Consider the following 22,924-nt stretch of genomic DNA (forward strand, 5'->3'; position numbering starts at 1 on the left):
GCGGGTTTGCCCCAGTGCTACCATCCCTTGAAACCGGCGAACATGCCGGCCACTGCTGAAGCGTCCAAAAGATGCCGACGCAACCGAAGTTTTGGTGATCCCAGACCGGGTGGAGGAGACAGTTAATGAATGCCCCGCTAGACGCAGACCAACGCGCGTCGCTAGAAGCCGCGCTGAAGTCCGTCACGCTTGACGACAAATACACGCTGGAACGCGGCCGCGCGTACATGAGCGGCATCCAGGCCCTCGTGCGCCTGCCGATGCTCCAGCAGGAACGCGACCGCGCCGCCGGCCTCAATACGGCCGGCTTCATATCCGGCTACCGCGGCTCGCCGCTCGGCGGCCTCGATCTGTCGCTCTGGAAAGCCAAGCAGCACCTGGCCGCCCACCAGATCGTCTTCCAGCCCGGCCTCAACGAAGACCTCGCCGCCACCGCCGTGTGGGGCTCGCAGCAGGTGAACCTGTACCCGGGCGCAAAATACGACGGCGTGTTCGGCATGTGGTACGGCAAGGGCCCGGGCGTCGATCGCACCGGCGACGTCTTCAAGCACGCGAACTCGGCCGGCTCGTCGCAGCACGGCGGCGTGCTGGTGCTCGCCGGCGACGATCACGCGGCGAAATCGTCGACGCTCGCGCATCAATCCGAACACATCTTCAAGGCCTGCGGGCTGCCGGTGCTGTTTCCGTCCAACGTGCAGGAATATCTCGATTTCGGCCTGCACGGCTGGGCGATGAGCCGTTATTCGGGCCTGTGGGTCGCGCTCAAGTGCGTGACGGACGTGGTCGAATCGTCGGCGTCGGTCGACATCGACCCGCATCGCACCGAGATCGTGCTGCCGACCGATTTCATCCTGCCGGAAGGCGGACTGAACATCCGCTGGCCCGATCCGCCGCTCGTGCAGGAAGCGCGGCTGCTCGACTACAAGTGGTACGCGGCGCTCGCCTACGTGCGCGCGAACAAGCTCGACCGGATCGAGATCGACTCGCCGCATGCGCGCTTCGGGATCATGACCGGCGGCAAGGCGTACCTCGACGTGCGCCAGGCGCTGATCGACCTCGGCCTCGACGACGAAACCTGCGCGCGGATCGGCATCCGGCTCTACAAGGTCGGCTGCGTGTGGCCGCTCGAAGCGCAGGGCGCGCAGGCGTTCGCGCGTGGGCTCGACGAAATCCTCGTCGTCGAGGAAAAGCGCCAGATCCTCGAATACGCGATCAAGGAAGAGCTGTACAACTGGCCCGACGCGCAACGCCCGCGCGTGTTCGGCAAGTTCGACGAGAAGGATGGCGCCGGCGGCGAATGGTCGGTGCCGATGGGCAACTGGCTGCTCCCCGCGCATTACGAGCTGTCGCCGGCGATCATCGCGAAGGCGATCGCGACGCGGCTCGAGAAGTTCGAATTGCCGTCCGACGTGCGCGCGCGCATCGCCGCGCGGCTCGCGGTGATCAACGCGAAGGAAATGGCGCTCGCGAAGCCGCACGTGCAGACCGAGCGCAAACCGTGGTTCTGCTCGGGCTGCCCGCACAACACGTCGACCAACGTGCCGGAAGGCTCGCGTGCGATCGCGGGGATCGGCTGCCACTACATGACCGTGTGGATGGACCGCAGCACGAGCACCTTCAGCCAGATGGGCGGCGAAGGCGTGCCGTGGATCGGCCAGGCGCCGTTCACGGACGAAAAGCACGTGTTCGCGAACCTCGGCGACGGCACCTATTTCCATTCGGGCCTGCTCGCGGTGCGCGCGGCGATCTCGTCGAAGGCGAACATCACCTACAAGATCCTCTACAACGACGCGGTGGCGATGACGGGCGGCCAGCCGGTCGACGGCGTGCTGACGGTGCCGCAGATCACGCATCAGCTCGCGTCCGAAGGCGCGAAGAAGATCGTGATCGTCACCGACGAACCGGAGAAGTACGACAGCCAGAAGGCGCTGCTCGCGCCGGGCGTGACGATCCATCACCGCGACCGGCTCGACGACGTGCAGCGCGAACTGCGCGAGATCGAAGGCACGACGATCCTGATCTACGACCAGACCTGCGCGACCGAGAAGCGCCGCCGTCGCAAACGCGGCACGTATCCGGACCCGGCCAAGCGCGTCGTGATCAACGAAGCGGTGTGCGAAGGCTGCGGCGACTGCTCGGTGCAGTCGAACTGCCTGTCGGTCGAACCGCTGGAAACCGAATTCGGCACGAAGCGCCAGATCAACCAGTCGAGCTGCAACAAGGACTTTTCGTGCGTGAAGGGCTTCTGCCCGAGCTTCGTCACGGTCGAGGGCGGCCAGTTGAAGAAGCCGAAGGCCGTGTCGGTCGACGGCAGCGCATTGCCGCCGATCCCCGAGCCGACGCTGCCGGACATCGAGCGCGCGTACGGCGTGCTCGTCACCGGCGTGGGCGGCACGGGCGTCGTCACGATCGGCGCGCTGCTCGGCATGGCCGCGCACCTGGAGAACAAGGGCGTGACCGTGCTCGACGTCACCGGCCTCGCGCAGAAAGGCGGCGCCGTGATGAGCCACGTGCAGATCTCGCACGCGCCGACCGACATCCATGCCACGCGGATCGCGATGGGCGAAGCCGATCTCGTGATCGGCTGCGACGCGATCGTCACGGCCGGCGACGAGTGCACGTCGCGGATGCGGCACGACGCGACGCGGGTCGTCGTCAACAGTGCGCAGACGCCGACCGCCGAGTTCATCAAGAACCCGAACTGGGCATTCCCCGGCGTGTCCGCCGAGAACGACATTCGCGCGGCGGCGGGTGACGCCGTCGACTTCATCGACGCGAACCGCTTCGCGGTCGCGCTGCTCGGCGACGCGATCTACACGAACCCGTTCGTGCTCGGCTACGCCTGGCAGAAGGGCTGGCTGCCGCTGACGCTCGCGTCGCTCGAACGCGCGATCGAGTTGAACGCGGTATCGGTCGAGAAGAACCGCGCGGCGTTCGACTGGGGCCGCCGCGCCGCGTACGACCTGGCCAGCGTGAAGCAGGCCGCGGCCGGCGACGCCCGCCCCGCGCAAGGCGCCACGGTGATCTCGCTGCACACGAAGAAGGCGGTCGACGCGCTGATCGCGAAGCGCGTGGCATTCCTCACCGCCTACCAGAACGCCGCGTACGCGTCGCGTTATGCGGCATTCGTCGACAAGGTGCGTGCCACCGAGCGCGCGCTGGCGGACGGCGACACCGTGCAGGAACCGCTGACCGAAGCGGTCGCGCGCAACCTGTTCAAGCTGATGGCGTACAAGGACGAATACGAGGTCGCGCGGCTGCAGTCCGATCCTGCGTTCCTCGCGCGCCTGACCGCGCAGTTCGAAGGCGACTGGAAGCTGAAATTCCACCTCGCGCCGCCGCTGTTCGCGAAGACGGATGCGCACGGCCATCTCGTGAAGAAGGCGTACGGCCCGTGGATGATGACGGCGTTCCGGCTGCTGGCGAAGGCGAAGTTCCTGCGCGGCACGGGGCTCGATCCGTTCGGCCGCACCGCGGAGCGCCGCACCGAGCGCGCGCTGATCGGCGAGTACGAAGCGCTGATCGACGAGGTGCTGGCCAGGTTGAACGCGGCCAACCGCCCGCTCGCGCTCGAGCTCGCGGCGCTGCCGGACGGCATTCGAGGCTACGGTCACGTGAAGGAGAACAACCTGCGCGCGGTGCGCCAGAAGTGGCACACGCTGCTCGCGAAGTGGCGTTCGCCGGCAGGCGGCGAGTCGCACCAGCAGGTCGCGTAACGGTACGCGGCGGGCGACGCGTTCGCGGTCGGAACGCCTCGTCCGCGCCGCCCTTTACGGTTCACACGAAAAAAAACGCCACGGAACGCAGGTTCCGTGGCGTTTTTCATTGCGCCGCGCCTGACGCGCGGCACCCGCGGGCGTGGACTTACTTCGTGTTCGCGTTCGCGGCGGCAACGGCCGTCATGTTGATGATCCGGCGCACGGTCGCGGCCGGCGTCAGGATGTGGACCGGCTTCGCCGCGCCGAGCAGGAACGGGCCGACCGTCACGCCTTCGCCGCCGACCATCTTCAGCAGGTTGTACGCGATGTTCGCAGCTTCGACGTTCGGCATGATCAGCAGGTTCGCTTCGCCCGACAGCGTCGTGCCCGGGAACGCCTGCTTGCGGATCATTTCCGACAGCGCGGCGTCGCCGTGCATTTCGCCGTCGACTTCGAGGTTCGGCGCACGTTCGACGATCAGCTTGCGGGCCTCGGCCATCCGGCGCGACGACGCCGACGGCGCGCTGCCGAAGTTCGAGTTCGACAGCAGCGCGGCCTTCGGCGCGATGCCGAAGCGCTCGATCTCGGCCGCGGCCTGGATCGTCATGTCGGCGAGCTGGTCGGCGCTCGGCTGCTCGTTCACGTACGTGTCGCACAGGAACAGGTTGCGGCCCGGCAGCATCAGCAGGTTCATCGCGGCGAAGTGCTCGGCGCCCTTCGCACGGCCCAGCACCTGCTCGATGAACTTCAGGTGGCTGTGGAACGTGTCGATCATCCCGCAGATCATCCCGTCCGCATCGCCCAGGTGCACCAGCATCGCGCCGATCAGCGTGTTGAACTTGCGCATCGCGGCCTTCGCGACTTCCGGCGTCACGCCGTCGCGCGCCCCGATCTCCTGATACGCCTGCCAATAGCGGTGGTAGCGCGCATCGTCTTCCGGATCGACGATTTCGAAATCGGTGCCGGCCTTCAGCTTCGAACCGATCTTCGCGAGACGCATGTCGACGACCGACGGACGGCCGATGATGATCGGCTTCGCGATCTTTTCCAGCAGCACGAACTGCGCGGCACGCAGCACGCGCTCGTCCTCGCCCTCGGCGAACACGATGCGGGCTTCCTTCTGCTTCGCGGTCGCGAACACCGGGCGCATCACCATGCCGGTGCGGTAGACGGTCGCGCCGAGCTGCTCGCGGTAGGCGTCCATGTCCTGGATCGGGCGCGTAGCGACACCCGAATCCATCGCAGCCTGCGCGACGGCCGGCGCGATCTTGATGATCAGGCGCGGATCGAACGGCTTCGGAATCAGGTATTCAGGGCCGAATTCGAGCGAATGGCCTTCATACGCCTTCGCGACTTCCTCGCTCTGGTCGGTTTCCTCGGCCAGCTCGGCGATCGCGCGCACGCACGCGAGCTTCATTTCTTCGGTGATCGTCGTCGCGCCGACGTCGAGCGCGCCGCGGAAGATGAACGGGAAGCACAGCACGTTGTTGACCTGGTTCGGGTAGTCCGAACGGCCGGTCGCGACGATCGCGTCCGGGCGCACGGCCTTCGCGTCTTCCGGGCGGATTTCCGGTTCCGGGTTCGCGAGCGCCAGGATCAGCGGGCGATCGCCCATCGTCTTGACCATGTCCTGCTTCAGCACGCCCGCGCTCGAGCAGCCGAGGAACACGTCCGCGCCGACGATCGCGTCGGCGAGCGTGCGTGCGTCGGTGTTCGCCGCATAGCGCTGCTTCGACGGATCGAGGTTGCCGCGCCCTTCGTAGATCACGCCCTTCGAATCGGCGACGAGGATGTTCGACTTCGTGAGGCCGAGGTTCACCAGCAGGTCCAGACACGCGATCGCCGCGGCGCCCGCGCCCGAGCACACGAGCTTCACTTCCGACAGCTTCTTGCCGACGACCTTCAGGCCGTTCAGGATCGCGGCCGACGCGATGATCGCGGTGCCGTGCTGGTCGTCGTGGAAGACGGGGATCTTCATGCGCTCGCGCAGCTTCTGCTCGATGTAGAAGCATTCCGGTGCCTTGATGTCCTCGAGGTTGATGCCGCCGAGCGTCGGCTCGAGCATCGCGATCGCCTCGACGAGCTTGTCGGGGTCGGACTCCGACAGTTCGATGTCGAACACGTCGATGCCCGCGAATTTCTTGAAGAGGCAGCCCTTGCCTTCCATCACCGGCTTCGCGGCGAGCGGGCCGATGTTGCCGAGACCGAGCACGGCCGTGCCGTTCGTGATGACGCCGACGAGGTTGCCGCGCGACGTGTACTTCTGCGCGTCGAGCGGATCGGCGTGGATCGCCTCGCACGCGGCGGCGACGCCCGGCGAATACGCGAGCGACAGATCGAGCTGGTTCGACAGCGGCTTGGTCGGGGTGACCGAAATCTTGCCGGGTTTCGGGTTCAGGTGATAAGCGAGAGCGGCCTGCTTCAGTTGTTCGTCCATGATTGACCTGCGAGAGACATGCGAAATTGTGACGATTCAGTACACAGCACCTTCGGCCGCGTCTGCTTGAATCGAGGGGATGGTCGACTGCGAGACGGCCCGCGACGCGCCGGATCGGCGCGCCATCGAACCTTGGCGGATGGCAAGAGGAAAGTACAAAGTACTGAACGATTTCCAAGGGTCGCCTAGTGTACACCCCCTAAATGACCTCTGTTGGTGCACCGCCGCATCCCCGGCATCAGCATCGGGACGGTCGCGCCCCATTTGTTTCGCCGGTGGTGAGCGACATCGCGAACCCGCGCGAATTCCGCCGAAAACCGACCTGAATCGGGTAAAATAGCCGGCTACGCGCGCAGCGATGCGATCGGTCCGCCGATCGCGCCCCGGCCCCCCGGGCGGGTTCCCTTGCTGCGCCACCGGGCCCGCGCCCGCTCCTCGCTCATCACCCAAGGAATGCCCATGACAGGCTACGATCGTCAGTCGATCTCGGATACGACCGCCAAAATCCTGCTCGAAGTGCAGGCGGTGCACTTCAATGCCGAAAAACCGTTCATCTTCACGTCCGGCTGGGCAAGCCCCGTCTACATCGACTGCCGCAAGCTGATCTCGTATCCGCGCGTGCGCCGTGCGCTGATGGAAATGGCGGAAACGACGATCACGCGCGACATCGGCTTCGAGCAGATCGACGCGGTGGCGGGCGGCGAGACGGCCGGCATCCCGTTCGCGGCCTGGATCGCGGACCGGATGATGGTGCCGATGCAGTACGTGCGCAAAAAGCCGAAGGGTTTCGGCCGCAATGCGCAGATCGAAGGCCATCTCGAGGAGGGCTCGCGCGTGCTGCTGGTGGAAGACCTGACGACCGACAGTCGCAGCAAGATCAACTTCGTCAACGCGCTGCGCACCGCCGGCGCGACGGTGAACCACTGCTTCGTGCTGTTCCACTACGACATCTTCAAGGAAAGCGTGTCGGTCCTGAAGGACATCGACGTCGACCTGCATGCGCTCGCCACGTGGTGGGACGTGCTGCGCGTCGCGAAGGCCTCGGGCTACTTCGAGACGAAGACGCTCGACGAAGTCGAGAAATTCCTGCACGCACCGGCCGAGTGGTCGGCCGCGCACGGCGGCGCGACGGCGCCGAAGGAATGACGCCACGCCGGCATGCGTGCCGGCGCACTGGCCGAGACAGCCGCCTGCTTCATCGCAGGCGGTTTTTTTTCGTCCGTCGGCCGGCGCGCTGACCGACCGCAATCGCGCTCGCCGGCGTGCGTCGCTCATCGAACCCTAATGCTAGACTTGATCCATCGCCGCCATCGGCGGCGCGGGCAACACACAACGCCAACAATGCCGGGAGCCTCGGCCCGGCCCACGTGACGGGAGAAGCGCCATATGCGTGTGGATCGCCGGATCACTCCGCCTGCGCCATCGGGTCGCCCGTCTCCGCTCCGCCTCCCCGCCCTCCTGTACGCCGCCGTTTTCGCGGTGCTGCCCGCGCATGCGGAAGGCCCGTTCACCGTGACGAGCGACGACCTGACGCCCGGCGCCCGCGTGCGGGCCGCGAACGTGTTCGACCGCGGCGACTGCAAGGGCGCGAACCGCTCGCCGCAACTCGCGTGGCACAACCCGCCGCCCGGCACGCGCGGCTACGCGGTCACGATCTTCGATCCCGACGCGCCTGGGCACGGCTGGTGGCACTGGGCCGTCGCGGGCATCCCCGCGACCGTCACGAGCCTGCCGGCCGACGCGAGCGCATCCGGCTTCCTGCGCCGCATCGGCGCGAGCGAGGCGCGCAACGATTTCGGGATCGACGGCTACGGCGGCCCGTGCCCGCCGCCCGGCAAGCCTCATCGCTACGTGATCACCGTCTACGCGCTGAAAGGCACCGACCTGCGCATCTCGCAGGGCCGCCCCGCGCCGATGTTCGAACACGAGATCGGCACGCTCGCGATCGGCGCCGCGCAACTCACGGTCACTTACGGACAGTAGGCACTCGCGCGCCGCCGCCCGTCGCGCGGCACGATTGCCCGCGCCGGCGAATTTCAGTGCGCGGCGTGCGCGCTTTTTCCCGTCATTTCGGCTTGCTAGACTCGGCAGCACCGGTCGCGGCGCCCCGCCGCGCATCCGTCGCGCCGACCGAGTGCGGCGCGCGACGCGGCGAGCCTGCGGTCCGCCGTTCCCATCCCTTTCCGGAGAACGCTTCATGTCGAACATCGTCATCGTCTATCACAGCGGCTACGGTCACACGCAGAAACTGGCCGAGGCCGTGCACGCGGGTGCGCAGGATGCCGGCGCCACCGCACGCCTCATCGCCGTCGGCGAGCTCGACGACGCGGGCTGGGCCGCGCTCGACGCGGCGGACGCGATCGTCTTCGGCGCGCCGACCTACATGGGCGGCCCGTCCGCGCAGTTCAAGCAGTTCGCCGATGCCACGTCGAAACCGTGGTTTACGCAGAAATGGAAGGACAAGATCGCCGCGGGTTTCACGAATTCGGCGACGATGAACGGCGACAAGTTCTCGACGATTCAGTATTTCGTCACGCTGGCGATGCAACATGGGATGGTGTGGGTCGGCACGGGCATGATGCCGGCCAACTCGAAGGCGGCCACGCGCAACGACATCAACTACGTCGGCGGCTTCACGGGCCTGCTCGCGCAGTCGCCGGCGGACGCGACGCCCGACGAGGGCCCGCTGCCCGGCGACCTCGACACCGCGAAAGCGTTCGGCCGGCGCGTCGCCGACGCGACGGCGCGCTGGGTGGCCGGCGGCCGCTGAGCGCACCCGGGCGCCGCCGCCGTTCGCGCGGCGACGCGGCGCGGGCCGCGTCGAAGGGACACAAGACGGCCCGCGGGCCGTCTTTTTTCGCCCCGTGCGGTGCAGTGCCGCCGGATGACGTCTTAAAATGGCGGTTTCAGGGCGCCGCGGCTCCCGTTTCATTCAGTGAGAGCGAAATGAGCACCAAAGTTTTTGTCGACGGCCAGGAAGGCACGACAGGCCTCAAGATCTTCGAATACCTGTCGGCACGCAGCGACATCGAGATCCTGCGCATCGATGAAGCGAAGCGCAAGGACGTCGACGAGCGCCGCCGCCTGATCAACGCGTCGGACGTCACGTTCCTGTGCCTGCCGGATGTCGCGTCGCGCGAATCCGCATCGCTCGTCGAGAATCCGAACACCACGCTGATCGACGCGAGCACCGCGTTCCGCACCCACGCCGACTGGGCCTACGGCCTGCCCGAACTGACCCGCGCGCAGCGCGAGAAGATTCGCACGTCGAAGCGCATCGCGGTGCCCGGCTGCCACGCATCGGCGTTCGTGCTCGCGATGCGTCCGCTCGTCGATGCGGGCATCGTCGCGCCGACGTTCGCCGCGCACAGCTACTCGATCACCGGCTACAGCGGCGGCGGCAAGTCGATGATCGCCGAATACGAAAGCGCCGCGCCGGGCGGCAAGCTCGCGAGCCCGCGCCCGTACGCGCTCGGCCTCGCTCACAAGCACCTGCCGGAAATGGCCGCGCATACCGGCCTCGCGAACGCGCCGATCTTCACGCCGATCGTCGGCCCCTTCCTGAAGGGCCTCGCGGTGACGACCTACTTCACGCCCGAGCAGCTCGCGAAGCGCGCGACGCCGCAGGACGTGCAGCGCGTGTTCGCCGAGTACTACTCGGACGAAGCGTTCGTGCGCGTCGCACCGTTCGACGCGGAGGCGAACCTCGACAGCGGCTTCTTCGACGTGCAGGCGAACAACGACACGAACCGCGTCGACCTGTTCGTGTTCGGCAACGCGGAGCGCTTCGTCACGGTCGCGCGCCTCGACAACCTCGGCAAGGGCGCATCGGGCGCCGCGATCCAGTGCATGAACCTCAACATCGGCGCGGCCGAGGACGCGGGCCTCAAACGCTGATTCAGCATCGCACGCGACGCAAAGCCGGCCACTGGCCGGCTTTTTATTTACTCGTATCAGGCAATATACAAAAACACCGGGCCGCGCATTTACAAATATTTACAAGCTTTCCATTGCGCGATTACCAGTGAATTAAACCAGCCTGCCTCCTTATCCAGTCAATCCCGAATAGGGATAAACCGGATACCGTCGATTTAAACGCTGCCGTTATACGCAGGAAGGCGCTGCGAGAGCGCGCCGGGCGTCGCGCATCCCCCACCGCGGCAGCTTTCGACAGTCCGTCTCGCGTTTAAATTCTTACCAATTGCCTTATCGGGCAAGGATTCAAATCGCAGATCCCGTTTCAATCGCCTTTTTTAGACGGGTTCATCAATTGACAGCAAAAATCCAGGCGGCGACATTAGCTCGCACAATTAAACGATTGGAGACAGCGGCATGTCGCACGCCTTATCGAAGGGGGTGGCAACGGCCTTTGCCATTGCCCCTTTCCTGGTTGCATGTGGTGGGGGGGACTCCGGTGGCGCGCTCGCGCCGATCAATGCGCCCCAATGTTCCGGCTCGAGCTGCGGCACGCAAGGGCCGCCGCCTTCGCAGCCCATCAACGGCGCACTCTGCCCGGCCAACGCGGATATCGTGAAGAGCACGTATCTCGGCGGCGCAGGGAGCGGCGAGATCGTCAGCGTCAACATCGACGCGGTCGCGATGACGTACACGCTCACGTGGCTCGAATCGCCGATTCCGCTGAAGACGGGCACCGTCACGCCGAGCCGCGTCGGCACGACCATCACCGGCAAGGTCGTCCACCCGCCGACCGGCACGCTGCCGACCGCCGAGCAGACGCGCTGCGCGTTCGTCCTCACGCCGGGCACCGGCCCCGCGCCGGACGGCTCGACCTACTCGACGGCCGCCGACTTCAACCAGGCGAACCCGCCGATGCTGCTGGTCGGCATGGGCGTGGCGGGCGGCGGCATTCCCGGCGCGACGATCCAGTACGACGGGCTGACGATCATCCCGGGCGTCGTGCAGAACGTCGGCCAGGTGCCGAACCGTCACTTCGACTTCTATCCGTTCCTCGGCTTCGCGAACACGACGACCGACCTCTCGAAACTGCCGGGCACGTACAACGCGCTGCTCTACCACCTCGTGCCGTCGGGCAACTACGCGACGAAGGGCTCGAATTCGAGCGAGACGTTCGATGCGAACGGCGCGTGCACGTCGAGCGGTTCGGGCGGCTGCCAGACGACCGGCGATCCGTGGAAGACGAGCGCGAAGGGCGACTACTTCGACAGCACGAAGGCGCCGCAGACGCTGCCGCAGACGCAACTGCCGATCGTCGGCGCGACCGGCAAGTCGGCGACCGCGCACATGGTGATCGGCCAGCTCAACGGCGCGACGGTGCCGGTGATCGTGCGCACGGGCAACGTGAACCTCGGCACGCCGCCGCTGCACCTCGACGCGCAGGTCGACGACGAATCGGGCATCGCGGTGCTCGGCGCGGCGACGGCGATCACGTCGGGCGCGATCGACGGCGGCTACGCGGGCGCGGACTCGAACTTCAAGTACACGGCCGCGCTGATCCGCGGCAGTAACGCGTCGTTCATCAACCCGTCCACGCAGGCCGAGGAAGACGGCTTCACGCTCGACTACGGCCAGACGACGCCGGGCCTGCTGAACGCGACGACGACACCGAAGCCGCCGCCCGGCACGAACTACCCGTCCGCATCGGGCGTCGTGATCGCGACGGGCGGGCTGTACGCGGCGCTGATCCAGGGCACGGTGAACGGCGGCGTCACGTCGACGTCGGCGAATTCGACGACATCGTCGACCCCGTACTTCGGCGTGGGCGCGCAGATCAGCAAGTAGCGATCGAGGGCGCGGCGGCCGGCCCGCCGCCGCGCGCAGGGAAGGCACGAAGGCGCTCGGCTCGGCGTCGGCAGGACGAGTACACGACAGAAGCGGCCGACAGGGAGCTGGCCGCCGCACAAGACAAATCTGGAGGAGCAACATGAAGCGCAACCTCATTCTGGCGGCGGCCCTTGCCGCCCCCCTTCTTTCCGCATGCGGCGGCGGCAGCGACAATCCGCCGCCGCTCGTCGAAGAGCGGCTTTGCCCTGCCACGCTCGATTACAACACCGTGTTTACGGGCGGCGCGGGCAGCGGCGAACTCGCGAAGGTCCAGCTCGACACGACCAAGATGACCTGGCAGGTCACCTATGTCGAATCGCCGGTGCCGCAAAAGACCGGTACCGTCGTGCCGACCCGTGCGGGCACCGTCGACAGCGGCACGCTCACGCAGGAAACGCTGTTGCCGACCAACAAGCTGAACCAGTGCGCGTTCCGTCTGAACGGCGCGAGCCTCGATGCGTCGCGTCCGGCGCGCATCTTCGTCGGCTTCGGCGTCGCGGGCGGCACGATTCCCGGCAAGGAGATCCAGTTCGACGGCGTGCTCGGCCAGGCCGCGGTGCCCGACACGAAATTCCCGTACTACCCGTTCATCGGCTTCTCGTCGATCGAGACCGACATCACGAAGGTCGCGGGCACGTACAGCCACATCGGCTTCGGCGAAGTGCCGTCGCAGAAATTCGCGCCGGCGTCGATCGACGCGAAGGTGACGATCAACGCGGACGGCACGTGGACCAAGTGCGACACGACCGGCCAGTTCGCCGGCGGCGCATGCGCGCAGCAGGGCACGAACTTCGTGCAGTCGGCCGACGGCAGCGGCGCGTTCCAGTCGAACAACTACGCGAGCCAGTTGAAGCCGACGCTGTCGGCCACGCCGCAGGGCAAGGGCTTCATGATCGTCGGCAAGCTGCGCAACCAGCTCGTGCCGATCCTCGTGCGCACGGGGGTCGCGAACCCGAACCCGACGCCCGACAGCAACGGCGTGCCGGGCCTGACCGCCGACGACGAATCGAGCATCTCGATCCTCGCGCCGCAGACGGCCGTGGCGGCCGGCTCGCAGAACGGCGAGTACATCGGCGTCGACAGCCAGTTCGATTACCGAACCACCGCGCTGATCGACAAGCAGGCCACGCTGCTCGACCCGTTCCAGCCGTCGCAGGCGTCGCTCGCGACCGCGCTCGACCTCGACTACACGCAGAAGGTGCCGGGCACGGTCACGACGATCCACACGGGTTCGGGCAGCACGTCGCCGACCGGCAAGTTCATCTTCACGGGTGGCGTGTTCGGTTTCCTCGACAACGCGGGATCGACGCCGTATTTCACGATCGGCGCATTCGTCCAGTAAGCGGAGGGAGAAGCCGTGATGAAGAAAACCCTTCTCTGCGCGGCGGCGGCCGCCGCCGCGCCGCTCGCGGCGCACGCGCAGAGCGCCGGCAGCAACGTCGTCACGCTGGGCTGGTTCCACATCATGCCGCAGCAGAGCAGCACGCCGATGACGACCAACGTCGCGCCGACGCCGATCAACACGCCGCTGCGGCTGCCGCCGTCGTTCACGTCGCCGGGCACGGGGCTGCACACGAGCGGCGCCGACACCGTCGGCCTGACGGTCAGCCACTTCCTGACCGACCACATCGCGGTCACGTCGGTGGCGGGCGTGCCGCCGGTGTTCAAGGTGTCGGGCCAGGGGACGATCAAGCCGCCCGGACCTGCCGGCGCGCTCGGCACGCAGAACATCGGGCTGGGATCGGTCAACCCGATCGTGAAGAGCGTGCGGCAGTGGAGCCCGGCGGTGATCCTGCAGTACTACTTCGGGCAGGCCACCGCGAAGTTCCGGCCGTTCCTCGGCCTCGGCGTGTCGTACAACTGGTTCAGCGACCTGCAGCTCAACACGAACTTCATCAAGCAGACGCAGGACAACCTCGGTGCGATCCTCGCGGCGGGCGCGGGCAAGCCGGGGACGACGTCGGTGGAAGCGAAGGCGTCGTCGTCGTGGCAGCCGGTGTTCAACGCGGGCCTGCAGTACAACCTGACCGAACACTTCGGGCTGGTCGCGTCGGTGACCTACATCCCGCTGAAGACGACGTCGACGGTGACGATCAAGGCGGCCGACGGCTCGGTGCTCGCCGAATCGAAATCGGACCTGAAGGCGGACCCGATCATCAGCTACGTCGGGATGACCTACAAGTTCTGAGCGCGGCGAGGGCCGGCAAATGGAGCGCCGCGACACAATCGCAGGCAAAAAAAAAAGCCCGCCTAAGTGGCGGGCTGAATCCATATCAGAGGAGACATGGAGGAGACAGGTGCAACTATAGCGAATCGGTTTCCGCAATGCAACATTTCCGTAGAGAAAATAAGGATTTTCCCTCGAACGCGGCCTCTAGTTCGCCGTTACGGCACCTGACCCCCTCTCGTTCTCCCGTTCGAGGACCTCGCCCAGCGCGTCGCGCAACAGCGCGACCGGCCGCACCAGCCGGCCCGGCAACGTGCCGTGCACGATCCACACGTTGATCGCCGTTTCCAGCCCCGTCGTTTCCACCACCCTCAGCGCATCGCGATGCGCGCTACGCGCCAGCGCGTTCGGCGCAGCGATCCCGATGCCGGCGCCGCGCGCGACGAGCGACAACTGCAACTCCGAGCCGAATGCCTCGACCGCGACGTCGAACGGCAGCCCGGCCGCGCCGAGCGCCCGGCTCAGCGCCGAACGCATCCCGCAGCCGTCCTGGCTCAGCACCCACGGAAAACCCGACAGCGTGTCGAGCGACAGCGGGCCCGCCGGCAGCGGGAAATCGCGCGCGGCGACGAGCACCGTCGGCTGCGTGGCGATGAGCGTCGCCGTCAACGCGTCCGGTAGCGCCGCGCTCGCCGGCACCATCACGGTGGCGACGTCGAGCGCGCCGCGCTCGATGCCCTGCACCAGCGCGGGCGACCAGCCGGCCGTCACGCGCAGCGTGAGGCGCGGGAACGCGTCGCGCAGCCGATCGATCGGCCGCTCCAACGCGAGCTCGGACAGAAACGGCGGCACGCCGATGCGCAGCTCGCCCGACGGCTCGTCGTCCGGCGCGCCCGCCGCCATCAGCTCGTCGACCGCGCCGAGCACATTGCGCGCGAGCGCGTAGACGTCGCGCCCGGCCGCGGTCGGCTTCAGCGGCTTGCTCTGCCGTTCGAGCAACGGCACGCCGAGCAGCGATTCAAGGTTCTGCACGCGCCGCGTCAGGCCCGGCTGCGTCAGATGAAGCTTCGCGGCCGCGGCGACCATCGACCCGCTGTCGACGACCGCGACGAACGCCTGGAGATCACGCGTATTCAAAACAAACTCGCATAATCATGTTAGACATATTTCAATTGTCGCATAAACATCGGACACCTACGATGGGAATTCCTTCGACCTCCCCGTCAGGCTTCCGATGAACTGCCCTGCCCACCATTGCTCCGCCCCCGTTTCCTCGTCCGTCGCCGCGCCGCCCGCGCTGAGCACGGGCATGACGCTGTTCTTCGCCGCGACGGTCGGCGTGATCGTGATGGATCTGTTCGCCGCGCAACCGCTGACCGGCCCGATCAGCGCGGACCTGCACCTGCCGCCCGGTCTCGCCGGGCTCGTCGCGATGCTGCCGCAACTCGGCTACGCGGCCGGGCTCGCGCTACTCGTGCCGCTGGTCGACCTGCTCGAGAACCGCCGCCTGATCGTCGCGACGCTCGCGGTCTGCGCGGCGGCGCTCGCGCTGCCCGCCTTCACGCGCTCGGGCACCGTGTTCCTGCTCGCGACGCTCGCGGCCGGCGCCGCGTCGAGCGTGATCCAGATGCTCGTGCCGATGGCCGCGTCGATGGCGCCCGAAGCGCAGCGCGGCCGCGCGGTCGGCAACGTGATGAGCGGGCTGATGCTCGGGATCCTGCTGTCGCGGCCGCTCGCGAGCCTGATCGCGGGATCGGCCGGCTGGCGCGCGTTCTATCTGCTGGCCGCGCTCGCGAACGCGGCGATCGCCGTCGTGCTCGCGCTGCGCCTGCCGACGCGCACGCCGTCGATCACGGTCGGCTACCGTGCGTTGCTCGCATCGATGGGACGCCTGCTCGCCGACGAGCCGGTGCTGCGTCGGCATGCGCTGTCGGCCGCGCTCGCGATGGCCGCGTTCAGCGCATTCTGGACCGCCGTCGGGCTGCGGCTCGCGCAGCCGCCGTTCGCGCTCGACCTGCATGGGATCGCGCTGTTCGCGTTCGCCGGCGCCAGCGGCGCGATCGTCACGCCGCTCGCCGGCCGCGCGGGCGACCGCGGTCACGGCCCGGCCGCGCAGCGGCTCGCGCACGGCACGATGCTCGCGGCGCTCGCCGTGCTCGGGATCGCCGGCGCCGGCTGGTTCGGCTTCGACGCGCATGCGCATCGCGGCGTCGCGCTCGCGCTGCTGGCCGGCGGTGCGGCGCTGCTCGATGCGGGCGTCATCGTCGACCAGACGATCGGCCGTCGCGCGATCAACCTGCTGAACCCGGCCGCGCGCGGACGCCTGAACGGGCTGTTCGTCGGGCTGTTCTTCGTCGGCGGCGCGCTCGGCGCGGCACTCGCGGGCAGCGCGTGGGTATGGGGCGGATGGAGCGCAGTGTGCGGCGTCGGGTTCGCGTCCGCCGGCGCGGCGGCCGTGTTCGGGCTGACGGCCGGACGCGGCGCCGGCGCGGCGGCGCTGGATCGCCCCCGTGCGTGAGCGGGCAGCGGTGCGACGCGGCGCCCGAAAACCGAACGCCCCGCCCTCTTGCGAGGGACGGGGCGTTCGGTACGCCGGTGCCGGCCGGGAATCAGTGACGAACCAGCGCCATCATCGCGCCGAAGCCGACGAACAGCCCGCCCGTCAGCCGGTTGAACACCTTCGCGACGCTCTGGCTCTTCAGCGTGGCGCCGATGCGCGTGCCGAACGCCGCGTAGACGAGATACCAGCTCACTTCGATCACCGCGAACGTGACGACGAGGATGCCGAACTGCGGCAGCGTAGGCTCGGCCGCGTTGATGAACTGCGGCAGCAGCGCGGCCGCGAACAGGATCGCCTTCGGGTTGCTGCCCGCGACCAGGAAGCCGTTGCGGAACAGCGCCACGCGCGATGCCGACGCCCCTGGCGACACGGCATCGGCGTCGGCCGCCGGCGCGTCGTCCACGCGCGCGCGCCACGCCTTCACGCCGAGATAGACCAGGTAGGCCGCGCCCGCGAAGCGCAACGCATTGAACATCGCCGGCCATGCCTCGAGCACCGCGCCGAGCCCCGCCGCGGATACCGCGAGCATCAGCACCAGCGCGCTCAGGCAGCCGACCATCGTCGCGGACGCGCGCCGCAGCCCGTGCCGCGCGCCGTGCGTCATCACGAGCAGCATGTTCGGGCCCGGAATCGCCGACACGACGAACACCGTCGCCACGAAAAGCCACCACGTATGCAAGTTCATGAACTGCCTCTGCCTGGAATGATGTAAGGGAAAACCGGACTGCCGATTATGCCGTGCGCACGGCGCTTCTGTCGCGTGTCAGCGGCCGGCGCGACGCAGCGCGGTCTCGCCGAGCACCGCGAAATCCTGGTCGCCGCCGCCGTGCGCGAGCGCGTCGAGCAGGCTGTCGCGCACGACGCTCGCCACCGGCAGCGGCACCGACGTCGCGTCGCCGGCCTCCAGCGCGAGCCGGACGTCCTTCAGCCCGAGCCGAGCCTTGAAACGCGCGGGCTCGTAGCGCCGCTCCGCGATCATCGCGCCGTAGCCTTCGTAGACGGGCCCCGGGAACACGCTGCTGGTGATCACGTCGAGGAAATCGCGCATCGCGACGCCGTGCGCGCCCAGCAGCGCGGACGCCTCGCCGAGCGTCTCGATCGCCGACGCGAGCGTGAAATTCGCGGCGATCTTCGCGACGTTCGCGTGCTGCGGCAGCGAACCGAAGCGCCAGGTCTTCTGACCGATCGCGTCGAACAGCGGCTGCACGCGGTCGATCGCCTCGGCCGGGCCGCCCGCCATGATCGTCAGGCGCGCGGCGGCCGCGACGTCGGGCCGCCCCATCACCGGCGCGGCGACGTAGTCGATGCCGCGCGACGCATGCGCGTGCGCGAGCGATTCGGCGAGCGCGACCGACACCGTCGCCATGTTCACGTGGATCAGCCCGCGCGGCGCCTGGGCCAGCAGCGCGTCGTCGAATACCGCGCGCGCGGCCGTATCGTCGCCGAGCATCGAGAACACGGCGTCGCCGCGAAACGCGTCGGCCGGCGTGTCGACGACACGCGCGCCGAATGCGGCCAGCGGCTCGGCCCGTTCGCGCGACCGGTTCCAGACCCGCACCGTGTGGCCCGCCTTCAGCAGGTTCGTCGCGATCGCCTGCCCCATTTCGCCCAGCCCGATAAACCCGAGATCCATGTCCCGCTCCTTCGCTCCGTGAAGCCGCGAGTTAAACACAGATGCCGGCGCTTTGCAGCGCCTGCCGCCGGCCGGGCGCGGTGCGATACTGCACGGATGGCGACCGCGACCTTCCGCTTTCACGGCGAACTGAACGCCTTTCTCGCGCGCCCGCAGCGCGACCGGGCGTTCGCGCACGCGTACGCCCGCGATGCGACGGTGAAGCATGCGATCGAGGCGCTCGGCGTCCCGCATACCGAAATCGGCCGGCTGTGCGTGAACGACGCGCCGGCCGCGCTCGATCGGCCGCTCGGCGACGGCGACCGCGTCGAGGTCTTTCCCGAGCGCGCACGGCCGGCGGTCAACGGCGCGGCCGCGCGGCAACCGGCGTCATGGCGCTTCGTGGCCGACGCGCATCTCGGCGGCCTCGCGCAACTGCTGCGCCTCGCCGGCTTCGACACCTGCTACGACAACCACTACCGCGACGACGAACTCGCGGCGCTCGCCGAGCGCGAGAACCGGATCGTGCTGACGCGCGACCGCGAGCTGCTCAAGCGGCGCGCGGTCGTGCGCGGCTGCTATCTCCATGCGCTGCAGCCGGCCGACCAGTTGCGCGAACTGTTCGAGCGGCTCGATCTCGCGCCGCACATGCGGCCGTTCCGGCTGTGCCTGCGCTGCAACGCGCCGCTGCATCCGCTCGACGCGGCGGCCGCGGCGCCGCGCGTGCCGGCCGGCATCCGGCAGCGGCACCGGCGCTTCGCCGCGTGCGACGTGTGCCGGCGCGTGCTCTGGGAAGGCTCGCACTGGCGGCGCATGCGCGCGGTGGTCGACGCGATGCGCATGCCGCCGCCCGCCCGGCTCGACGAACCCGCCGAACCCGGCGCCTGAAAAAACGAAACCCCGCATGCCGGAGCATGCGGGGTTGGCAAACCGGTGACCGGCAACGCCGGTCGTGGGGCGAACCGCTTAGTTCTGCGTGCCTGCGTCGTTCGTGCCGGCGGCCGATGCGGCTGCAGCCTTCGCCTGGCCCTTCTTCGAACCGTGGTGCTTCAGCTGGTGCTTCGGCTTGCTGTGATCCTTCTTGGCCGGTGCCGAAGCGGCGGCCGACGTGTCGGCTGCCGGCGCGGACGCCTGTGCGAATGCCGAAACCGATGCGAGTGCGAATGCTGCGGCGATGATCGAAGCGAGCGTCTTCTTCATTGTTCTTCCTTTAGCGGAGAAAAAATCAAACGTACCGGTAATCAAAGATGCGAGGCATTCGCACCGGAGCCCCAGGCCGCGAGGCCGGCTTTCGCCGTTTCCGTCGCGACAAAACCTGGCGCACTGGTTCCATAACGCACCGCGTTCGCGGCAAGTTGACACGTTGCTTGCATCCTCGGGTTTCCCCGGGGGCCGGCGCGTCGGCCGGCGCCGGCAGGCTGGACAGGCCGCCGCCCCGGCCGCGCAAACCGGCTCGCGCGGCGCCGGGGCGACGCTTATACTGGCGTCCATCCGTCCCTTTCCCCGGAAACCGGATCGCGCCGGTCACACGACCGCCGCCGTCTCGAGGCGCTCAAATTGCCCGATCACAATCTGGACAAACTGAAAATCGACCGGCGTCCGATCGCACCGGTGCCGCGTCGGCGCCGGTGGGTCCGCTATGCGGTCGCCGCCGCGCTGATCGTCATCGCGATCGTCGCCGGCCTCGCGCTCACCGGTCGGCCGACCGTCGACACCACGTCCGTCACGTCCGCCTACCCGTACCAGAACGACACGCAGCTCAATGCGACCGGCTACGTCGTGCCGCAACGCAAGGCCGCGGTCGCGTCGAAGGGCCAGGGGCGCGTCGAATGGCTCGGCGTGCTCGAAGGCACGCGCGTGAAGCAGGACGAGATCATCGCGCGGCTCGAAAGCAGCGACGTGCAGGCGTCGCTTGCCCAGGCGCGCGCGCAGGTGCAGGTTTCCCGCGCGAACCTCGGCGTCGCGCAGGCGGAACTCAAGGATGCGGAGATCGCGTTGCGCCGCACCGCCGCGCTCGCGCCGCGCGGCGCCGTGCCGGCCGCGCAGCTCGACACCGACACGGCGCGCGTGAACAAGGCGCGCGCGACGCTCGCCAGCGACCGGGCCGCGATCGCGTCCGCCGAAGCGAACGCGCAGGCCGCGCAGGTCGCGGTCGACCAGACGGTGATCCGCGCGCCGTTCGACGGCATCGTGCTCGCCAAGCACGCGAACGTCGGCGACAACATCACGCCGTTCTCGTCCGCGTCGGACAGCAAGGGCGCGGTCGTGACGATCGCCGACATGGAGACGCTCGAGGTCGAGGCCGACGTCGCCGAATCGAACATCGCGAAGATCCGCGCCGAGCAGCCGTGCGAGATCCAGCTCGACGCGCTGCCCGACATGCGCTTCGCCGGCCGCGTGTCGCGGATCGTGCCGACCGTCGACCGCTCGAAGGCCACCGTGCTCGTGAAGGTGCGCTTCGTCGACCGCGACGAGCGCGTGCTGCCCGACATGAGCGCGAAGATCGCGTTCCTGTCGAAGCCGGCGTCGCCGCAGGACCGACAGCCGGTGACCGCCGTGCAGGCGAGCGCCGTGGTCGAGCGCGACGGCCGGCCGGTCGTGTTCGTCGTGAAGGACGACGCCGTGCATGCGGCGGCCGTGACGCGCGGCATGCGGATCGGCGAGCTGGTGGCGATCCGTGGCGTGAAATCCGGCGACACGGTCGTGCTCGCGCCGGGCGCGAAGCTGAAGGACGGCGCGAAAGTGACCGTCGCGAAGAAGTAGCGCGCGTGAACGACGCCCTACCGCCCCTCGTCGAGATCAGCCACGTCGCGAAGTCGTACCGGCGCGGCAACCAGATCGTGCCCGTGCTCACCGACATCTCGCTCGACATCGGCGAAGGCGACTTCGTCGCGCTGATGGGGCCGTCCGGTTCCGGCAAGAGCACGCTGCTGAACCTCGTGGCCGGCATCGACCGGCCCGACAGCGGCGAGCTGCGCGTCGGCGGCCTCGACATCTCGCAACTCGCCGAGGCGCAACTGGCCGAATGGCGCGCCGCGAACGTCGGCTTCATCTTCCAGTTCTACAACCTGATGCCCGTGCTCACCGCGTTCGAGAACGTCGAACTGCCGCTGATGCTCACGCACCTGTCGCGCCGCGAACGACGCGAGCGCGTCGAGCTCGTGCTCGACATGGTGAATCTCGGCGATCGCACGCGCCATTACCCGTCCGAGCTGTCGGGCGGCCAGCAGCAGCGCGTCGCGATCGCGCGCGCGCTGATCACCGATCCCGTGCTGATCGTCGCCGACGAGCCGACCGGCGACCTCGACCGCGCGTCGGCGACCGACGTGCTCGCGATGCTGCAGCGGATGAACGCCGAACTCGGCAAGACGATCATCATGGTGACGCACGACGCGCATGCGGCCGGCGCCGCGCGCTCGCTCGTCCATCTGGAAAAAGGAGAGCTGATCGATGGGCACGCCGGCTGACCGGCGGCGGGAGCGCGCAAGATGGTCGTGAAGCTGATCGCGCGCAACGCGCTGCGGCACCGGCTGCGCACGCTCCTGACCGTGCTCGGGCTGACCATCGCGGTGCTCGCGTTCGGGCTGCTGCATACGGTGGTCGACGCGTGGTACGCGGGCGCGGCGGCCGCGTCCAGCGGCCGGCTCGTCACGCGCAACGCGATCTCGCTGGTGTTTCCGCTGCCGGTGAGCGACGAGAGCCGGATCCGCGGCGTCGACGGCGTGACGACCGTGGTCCGCTCGAACTGGTTCGGCGGCATCTACCGCGACCCGAAGAACTTCTTCGCGAGCTTCGCGGTATCGGACAACTATCTCGACCTGTATCCCGAATTCATCCTGCCGGCGCAGCAGCGCGCCGACTACGACCGCGACCGCCGCGGCTGCCTCGTGGGCCGCCAGCTCGCGACGCAGTTCGGCTTCAAGGTCGGCGACGTGATCCCGCTGAAGGGCACGATCTATCCGGGCACGTGGGACTTCGTCGTGCGCGGGATTCTCGACGGCCGCGACGATTCGACGATCACGCGCCAGTTGGTGTTCCACTGGGATTACCTGAACGAGACGGTGCGCAAGCGCACGCCGAAGCAGGCCGACCAGGTCGGCGTGTTCGTGCTCGGCATCGCGAACCCCGACGACGGCGCGTCGATCGCGCGCAACGTCGACGCGGTGTTCAAGAACTCGCTCGCCGAAACGCTGACCGAGACCGAACAGGCGTTCCAGCTCGGCTTCGTCGCGATGTCGAACCAGATCATCGCGGCGATCCGCCTCGTGTCGTACGTGGTGATCCTGATCATCATGGCCGTGATGGCCAACGCGATGGCGATGAGCGCGCGCGAGCGCACGGCCGAATACGCGACGCTGAAGGCGCTCGGCTTCGGCCCCGGGTTCCTCGCGCTGCTCGTGTTCGGCGAATCGGTCGCGATCGCGGTGGCCGGCGGCGCGCTCGGCATCCTCGCGACGCCGCCCGCCGCGAGCCTGTTCAAGCAGGCGGCCGGCGGCATCTTCCCGGTGTTCAAGGTGTCGACCGAGACGGTCGTGCTGCAGGCCGCGTGCTCGGTCGCGGTCGGTCTCGCGGCCGCGCTCGTGCCGGCGTGGCAGGCCGCGCGCGTGCGCGTCGTCGAAGGCCTGCGGGCGATCGGATAGAGGCGCGC

The 22,924-nt window shown here is 68.3% G+C and carries 18 protein-coding genes; 13 read left to right on the plus strand and 5 right to left on the minus strand.

Translation table 11 applies throughout. The features are described from left to right. Nucleotides 1-125: 125 nt before the first annotated feature. Nucleotides 126-3,716, plus strand: a complete 3,591-nt coding sequence (locus tag WS95_RS06780; protein ID WP_059780352.1) for an indolepyruvate ferredoxin oxidoreductase family protein — start codon at nucleotides 126-128, stop codon at nucleotides 3,714-3,716. Between the two features lie 148 nt (nucleotides 3,717-3,864). On the opposite strand, the gene WS95_RS06785 is transcribed toward WS95_RS06780, so the two are convergent. After that, nucleotides 3,865-6,135, minus strand: coding sequence for an NADP-dependent malic enzyme (locus tag WS95_RS06785; protein WP_059780353.1), 2,271 nt, complete (start codon nucleotides 6,133-6,135; stop codon nucleotides 3,865-3,867). A gap of 459 nt (nucleotides 6,136-6,594) precedes the next feature. On the opposite strand from WS95_RS06785, the gene WS95_RS06790 reads away from it, so the two are divergent. The 7 genes from WS95_RS06790 to WS95_RS06820 all read left to right on the plus strand — a co-directional run bounded on the left by WS95_RS06790 (nucleotide 6,595) and on the right by WS95_RS06820 (nucleotide 14,125). Next, nucleotides 6,595-7,281, plus strand: coding sequence for an orotate phosphoribosyltransferase (locus WS95_RS06790; RefSeq protein ID WP_011546659.1), 687 nt, complete (start codon nucleotides 6,595-6,597; stop codon nucleotides 7,279-7,281). Between the two features lie 240 nt (nucleotides 7,282-7,521). Next, nucleotides 7,522-8,118 carry a YbhB/YbcL family Raf kinase inhibitor-like protein gene (locus tag WS95_RS06795; protein ID WP_034209533.1) on the plus strand — a complete coding sequence of 199 codons (597 nt, stop codon included), beginning with the start codon at nucleotides 7,522-7,524 and terminating at the stop codon, nucleotides 8,116-8,118. Between the two features lie 214 nt (nucleotides 8,119-8,332). Further along, entirely contained in the window at nucleotides 8,333-8,905 is a 573-nt protein-coding gene (locus tag WS95_RS06800) for a flavodoxin family protein (protein WP_027783284.1), read from the plus strand. 176 nt (nucleotides 8,906-9,081) lie between these two features. Then, complete coding sequence (gene argC / locus WS95_RS06805; protein WP_059822938.1) at nucleotides 9,082-10,032, plus strand: N-acetyl-gamma-glutamyl-phosphate reductase; 951 nt, start codon at nucleotides 9,082-9,084, stop codon at nucleotides 10,030-10,032. Between the two features lie 435 nt (nucleotides 10,033-10,467). Beyond that, nucleotides 10,468-11,895, plus strand: coding sequence for a DUF2957 domain-containing protein (locus WS95_RS06810; protein ID WP_059822939.1), 1,428 nt, complete (start codon nucleotides 10,468-10,470; stop codon nucleotides 11,893-11,895). 142 nt (nucleotides 11,896-12,037) lie between these two features. Further along, nucleotides 12,038-13,279 carry a DUF2957 domain-containing protein gene (locus tag WS95_RS06815; RefSeq protein ID WP_059503359.1) on the plus strand — a complete coding sequence of 414 codons (1,242 nt, stop codon included), beginning with the start codon at nucleotides 12,038-12,040 and terminating at the stop codon, nucleotides 13,277-13,279. Between the two features lie 18 nt (nucleotides 13,280-13,297). After that, nucleotides 13,298-14,125, plus strand: coding sequence for an OmpW/AlkL family protein (locus tag WS95_RS06820; RefSeq protein WP_059503357.1), 828 nt, complete (start codon nucleotides 13,298-13,300; stop codon nucleotides 14,123-14,125). A 186-nt stretch (nucleotides 14,126-14,311) separates the two neighbouring features. On the opposite strand, the gene WS95_RS06825 is transcribed toward WS95_RS06820, so the two are convergent. Then, complete coding sequence (locus tag WS95_RS06825) at nucleotides 14,312-15,241, minus strand: LysR family transcriptional regulator (protein ID WP_059822941.1); 930 nt, start codon at nucleotides 15,239-15,241, stop codon at nucleotides 14,312-14,314. A 97-nt stretch (nucleotides 15,242-15,338) separates the two neighbouring features. Between WS95_RS06825 and WS95_RS06830 the strand changes: the two genes are divergently transcribed. Then, a complete protein-coding gene (locus tag WS95_RS06830) occupies nucleotides 15,339-16,622 on the plus strand; it encodes an MFS transporter (RefSeq protein ID WP_059822943.1) in 1,284 nt (427 codons plus the stop codon). Between the two features lie 91 nt (nucleotides 16,623-16,713). Here WS95_RS06830 and WS95_RS06835 read toward each other — a convergent pair whose 3' ends face one another. Then, a complete protein-coding gene (locus WS95_RS06835) occupies nucleotides 16,714-17,349 on the minus strand; it encodes a LysE family translocator (RefSeq protein WP_059822944.1) in 636 nt (211 codons plus the stop codon). Between the two features lie 78 nt (nucleotides 17,350-17,427). Further along, nucleotides 17,428-18,504, minus strand: a complete 1,077-nt coding sequence (locus WS95_RS06840) for an NAD(P)-dependent oxidoreductase (protein ID WP_257127810.1) — start codon at nucleotides 18,502-18,504, stop codon at nucleotides 17,428-17,430. Between WS95_RS06840 and WS95_RS06845 the strand changes: the two genes are divergently transcribed. After that, nucleotides 18,394-19,164, plus strand: a complete 771-nt coding sequence (locus tag WS95_RS06845) for a Mut7-C RNAse domain-containing protein (protein WP_059822948.1) — start codon at nucleotides 18,394-18,396, stop codon at nucleotides 19,162-19,164. The genes WS95_RS06840 and WS95_RS06845 overlap by 111 nt on opposite strands. Before the next feature lie 78 nt (nucleotides 19,165-19,242). Here the strand turns inward: WS95_RS06845 and WS95_RS06850 are convergent, their stop codons facing one another. Beyond that, nucleotides 19,243-19,476 (minus strand): hypothetical protein, encoded by a 234-nt coding sequence (locus tag WS95_RS06850; RefSeq protein WP_012327737.1) that lies wholly within the window; start codon nucleotides 19,474-19,476, stop codon nucleotides 19,243-19,245. A 357-nt stretch (nucleotides 19,477-19,833) separates the two neighbouring features. Between WS95_RS06850 and WS95_RS06855 the strand changes: the two genes are divergently transcribed. From WS95_RS06855 to WS95_RS06865, 3 genes are read left to right on the plus strand one after another with little or no spacing between them, the layout of a single operon-like run. Further along, nucleotides 19,834-21,039 carry an efflux RND transporter periplasmic adaptor subunit gene (locus WS95_RS06855; protein WP_059780361.1) on the plus strand — a complete coding sequence of 402 codons (1,206 nt, stop codon included), beginning with the start codon at nucleotides 19,834-19,836 and terminating at the stop codon, nucleotides 21,037-21,039. Between the two features lie 5 nt (nucleotides 21,040-21,044). Further along, entirely contained in the window at nucleotides 21,045-21,743 is a 699-nt protein-coding gene (locus WS95_RS06860) for an ABC transporter ATP-binding protein (RefSeq protein WP_059780362.1), read from the plus strand. Between the two features lie 21 nt (nucleotides 21,744-21,764). Further along, nucleotides 21,765-22,916 (plus strand): ABC transporter permease, encoded by a 1,152-nt coding sequence (locus WS95_RS06865; RefSeq protein WP_059780363.1) that lies wholly within the window; start codon nucleotides 21,765-21,767, stop codon nucleotides 22,914-22,916. Nucleotides 22,917-22,924 lie beyond the last annotated feature (8 nt).

It is taken from the genome of Burkholderia sp. MSMB1826, from assembly GCF_001526325.1.
Taxonomy (GTDB): domain Bacteria; phylum Pseudomonadota; class Gammaproteobacteria; order Burkholderiales; family Burkholderiaceae; genus Burkholderia.

Bases quoted from the DNA above. Each gene is read 5' to 3' on its own strand.
- WS95_RS06780 (WP_059780352.1), top strand. From the start codon at position 126: ATGAATGCCCCGCTAGACGCAGACCAACGCGCGTCGCTAGAAGCCGCG.
- WS95_RS06785 (WP_059780353.1), bottom strand. From the start codon at position 6,135: ATGGACGAACAACTGAAGCAGGCCGCTCTCGCTTATCACCTGAACCCG.
- WS95_RS06790 (WP_011546659.1), top strand. From the start codon at position 6,595: ATGACAGGCTACGATCGTCAGTCGATCTCGGATACGACCGCCAAAATC.
- WS95_RS06795 (WP_034209533.1), top strand. From the start codon at position 7,522: ATGCGTGTGGATCGCCGGATCACTCCGCCTGCGCCATCGGGTCGCCCG.
- WS95_RS06800 (WP_027783284.1), top strand. From the start codon at position 8,333: ATGTCGAACATCGTCATCGTCTATCACAGCGGCTACGGTCACACGCAG.
- argC (WP_059822938.1), top strand. From the start codon at position 9,082: ATGAGCACCAAAGTTTTTGTCGACGGCCAGGAAGGCACGACAGGCCTC.
- WS95_RS06810 (WP_059822939.1), top strand. From the start codon at position 10,468: ATGTCGCACGCCTTATCGAAGGGGGTGGCAACGGCCTTTGCCATTGCC.
- WS95_RS06815 (WP_059503359.1), top strand. From the start codon at position 12,038: ATGAAGCGCAACCTCATTCTGGCGGCGGCCCTTGCCGCCCCCCTTCTT.
- WS95_RS06820 (WP_059503357.1), top strand. From the start codon at position 13,298: ATGAAGAAAACCCTTCTCTGCGCGGCGGCGGCCGCCGCCGCGCCGCTC.
- WS95_RS06830 (WP_059822943.1), top strand. From the start codon at position 15,339: ATGAACTGCCCTGCCCACCATTGCTCCGCCCCCGTTTCCTCGTCCGTC.
- WS95_RS06835 (WP_059822944.1), bottom strand. From the start codon at position 17,349: ATGAACTTGCATACGTGGTGGCTTTTCGTGGCGACGGTGTTCGTCGTG.
- WS95_RS06845 (WP_059822948.1), top strand. From the start codon at position 18,394: ATGGCGACCGCGACCTTCCGCTTTCACGGCGAACTGAACGCCTTTCTC.
- WS95_RS06840 (WP_257127810.1), bottom strand. From the start codon at position 18,504: ATGCTTCACCGTCGCATCGCGGGCGTACGCGTGCGCGAACGCCCGGTC.
- WS95_RS06850 (WP_012327737.1), bottom strand. From the start codon at position 19,476: ATGAAGAAGACGCTCGCTTCGATCATCGCCGCAGCATTCGCACTCGCA.
- WS95_RS06865 (WP_059780363.1), top strand. From the start codon at position 21,765: ATGGTCGTGAAGCTGATCGCGCGCAACGCGCTGCGGCACCGGCTGCGC.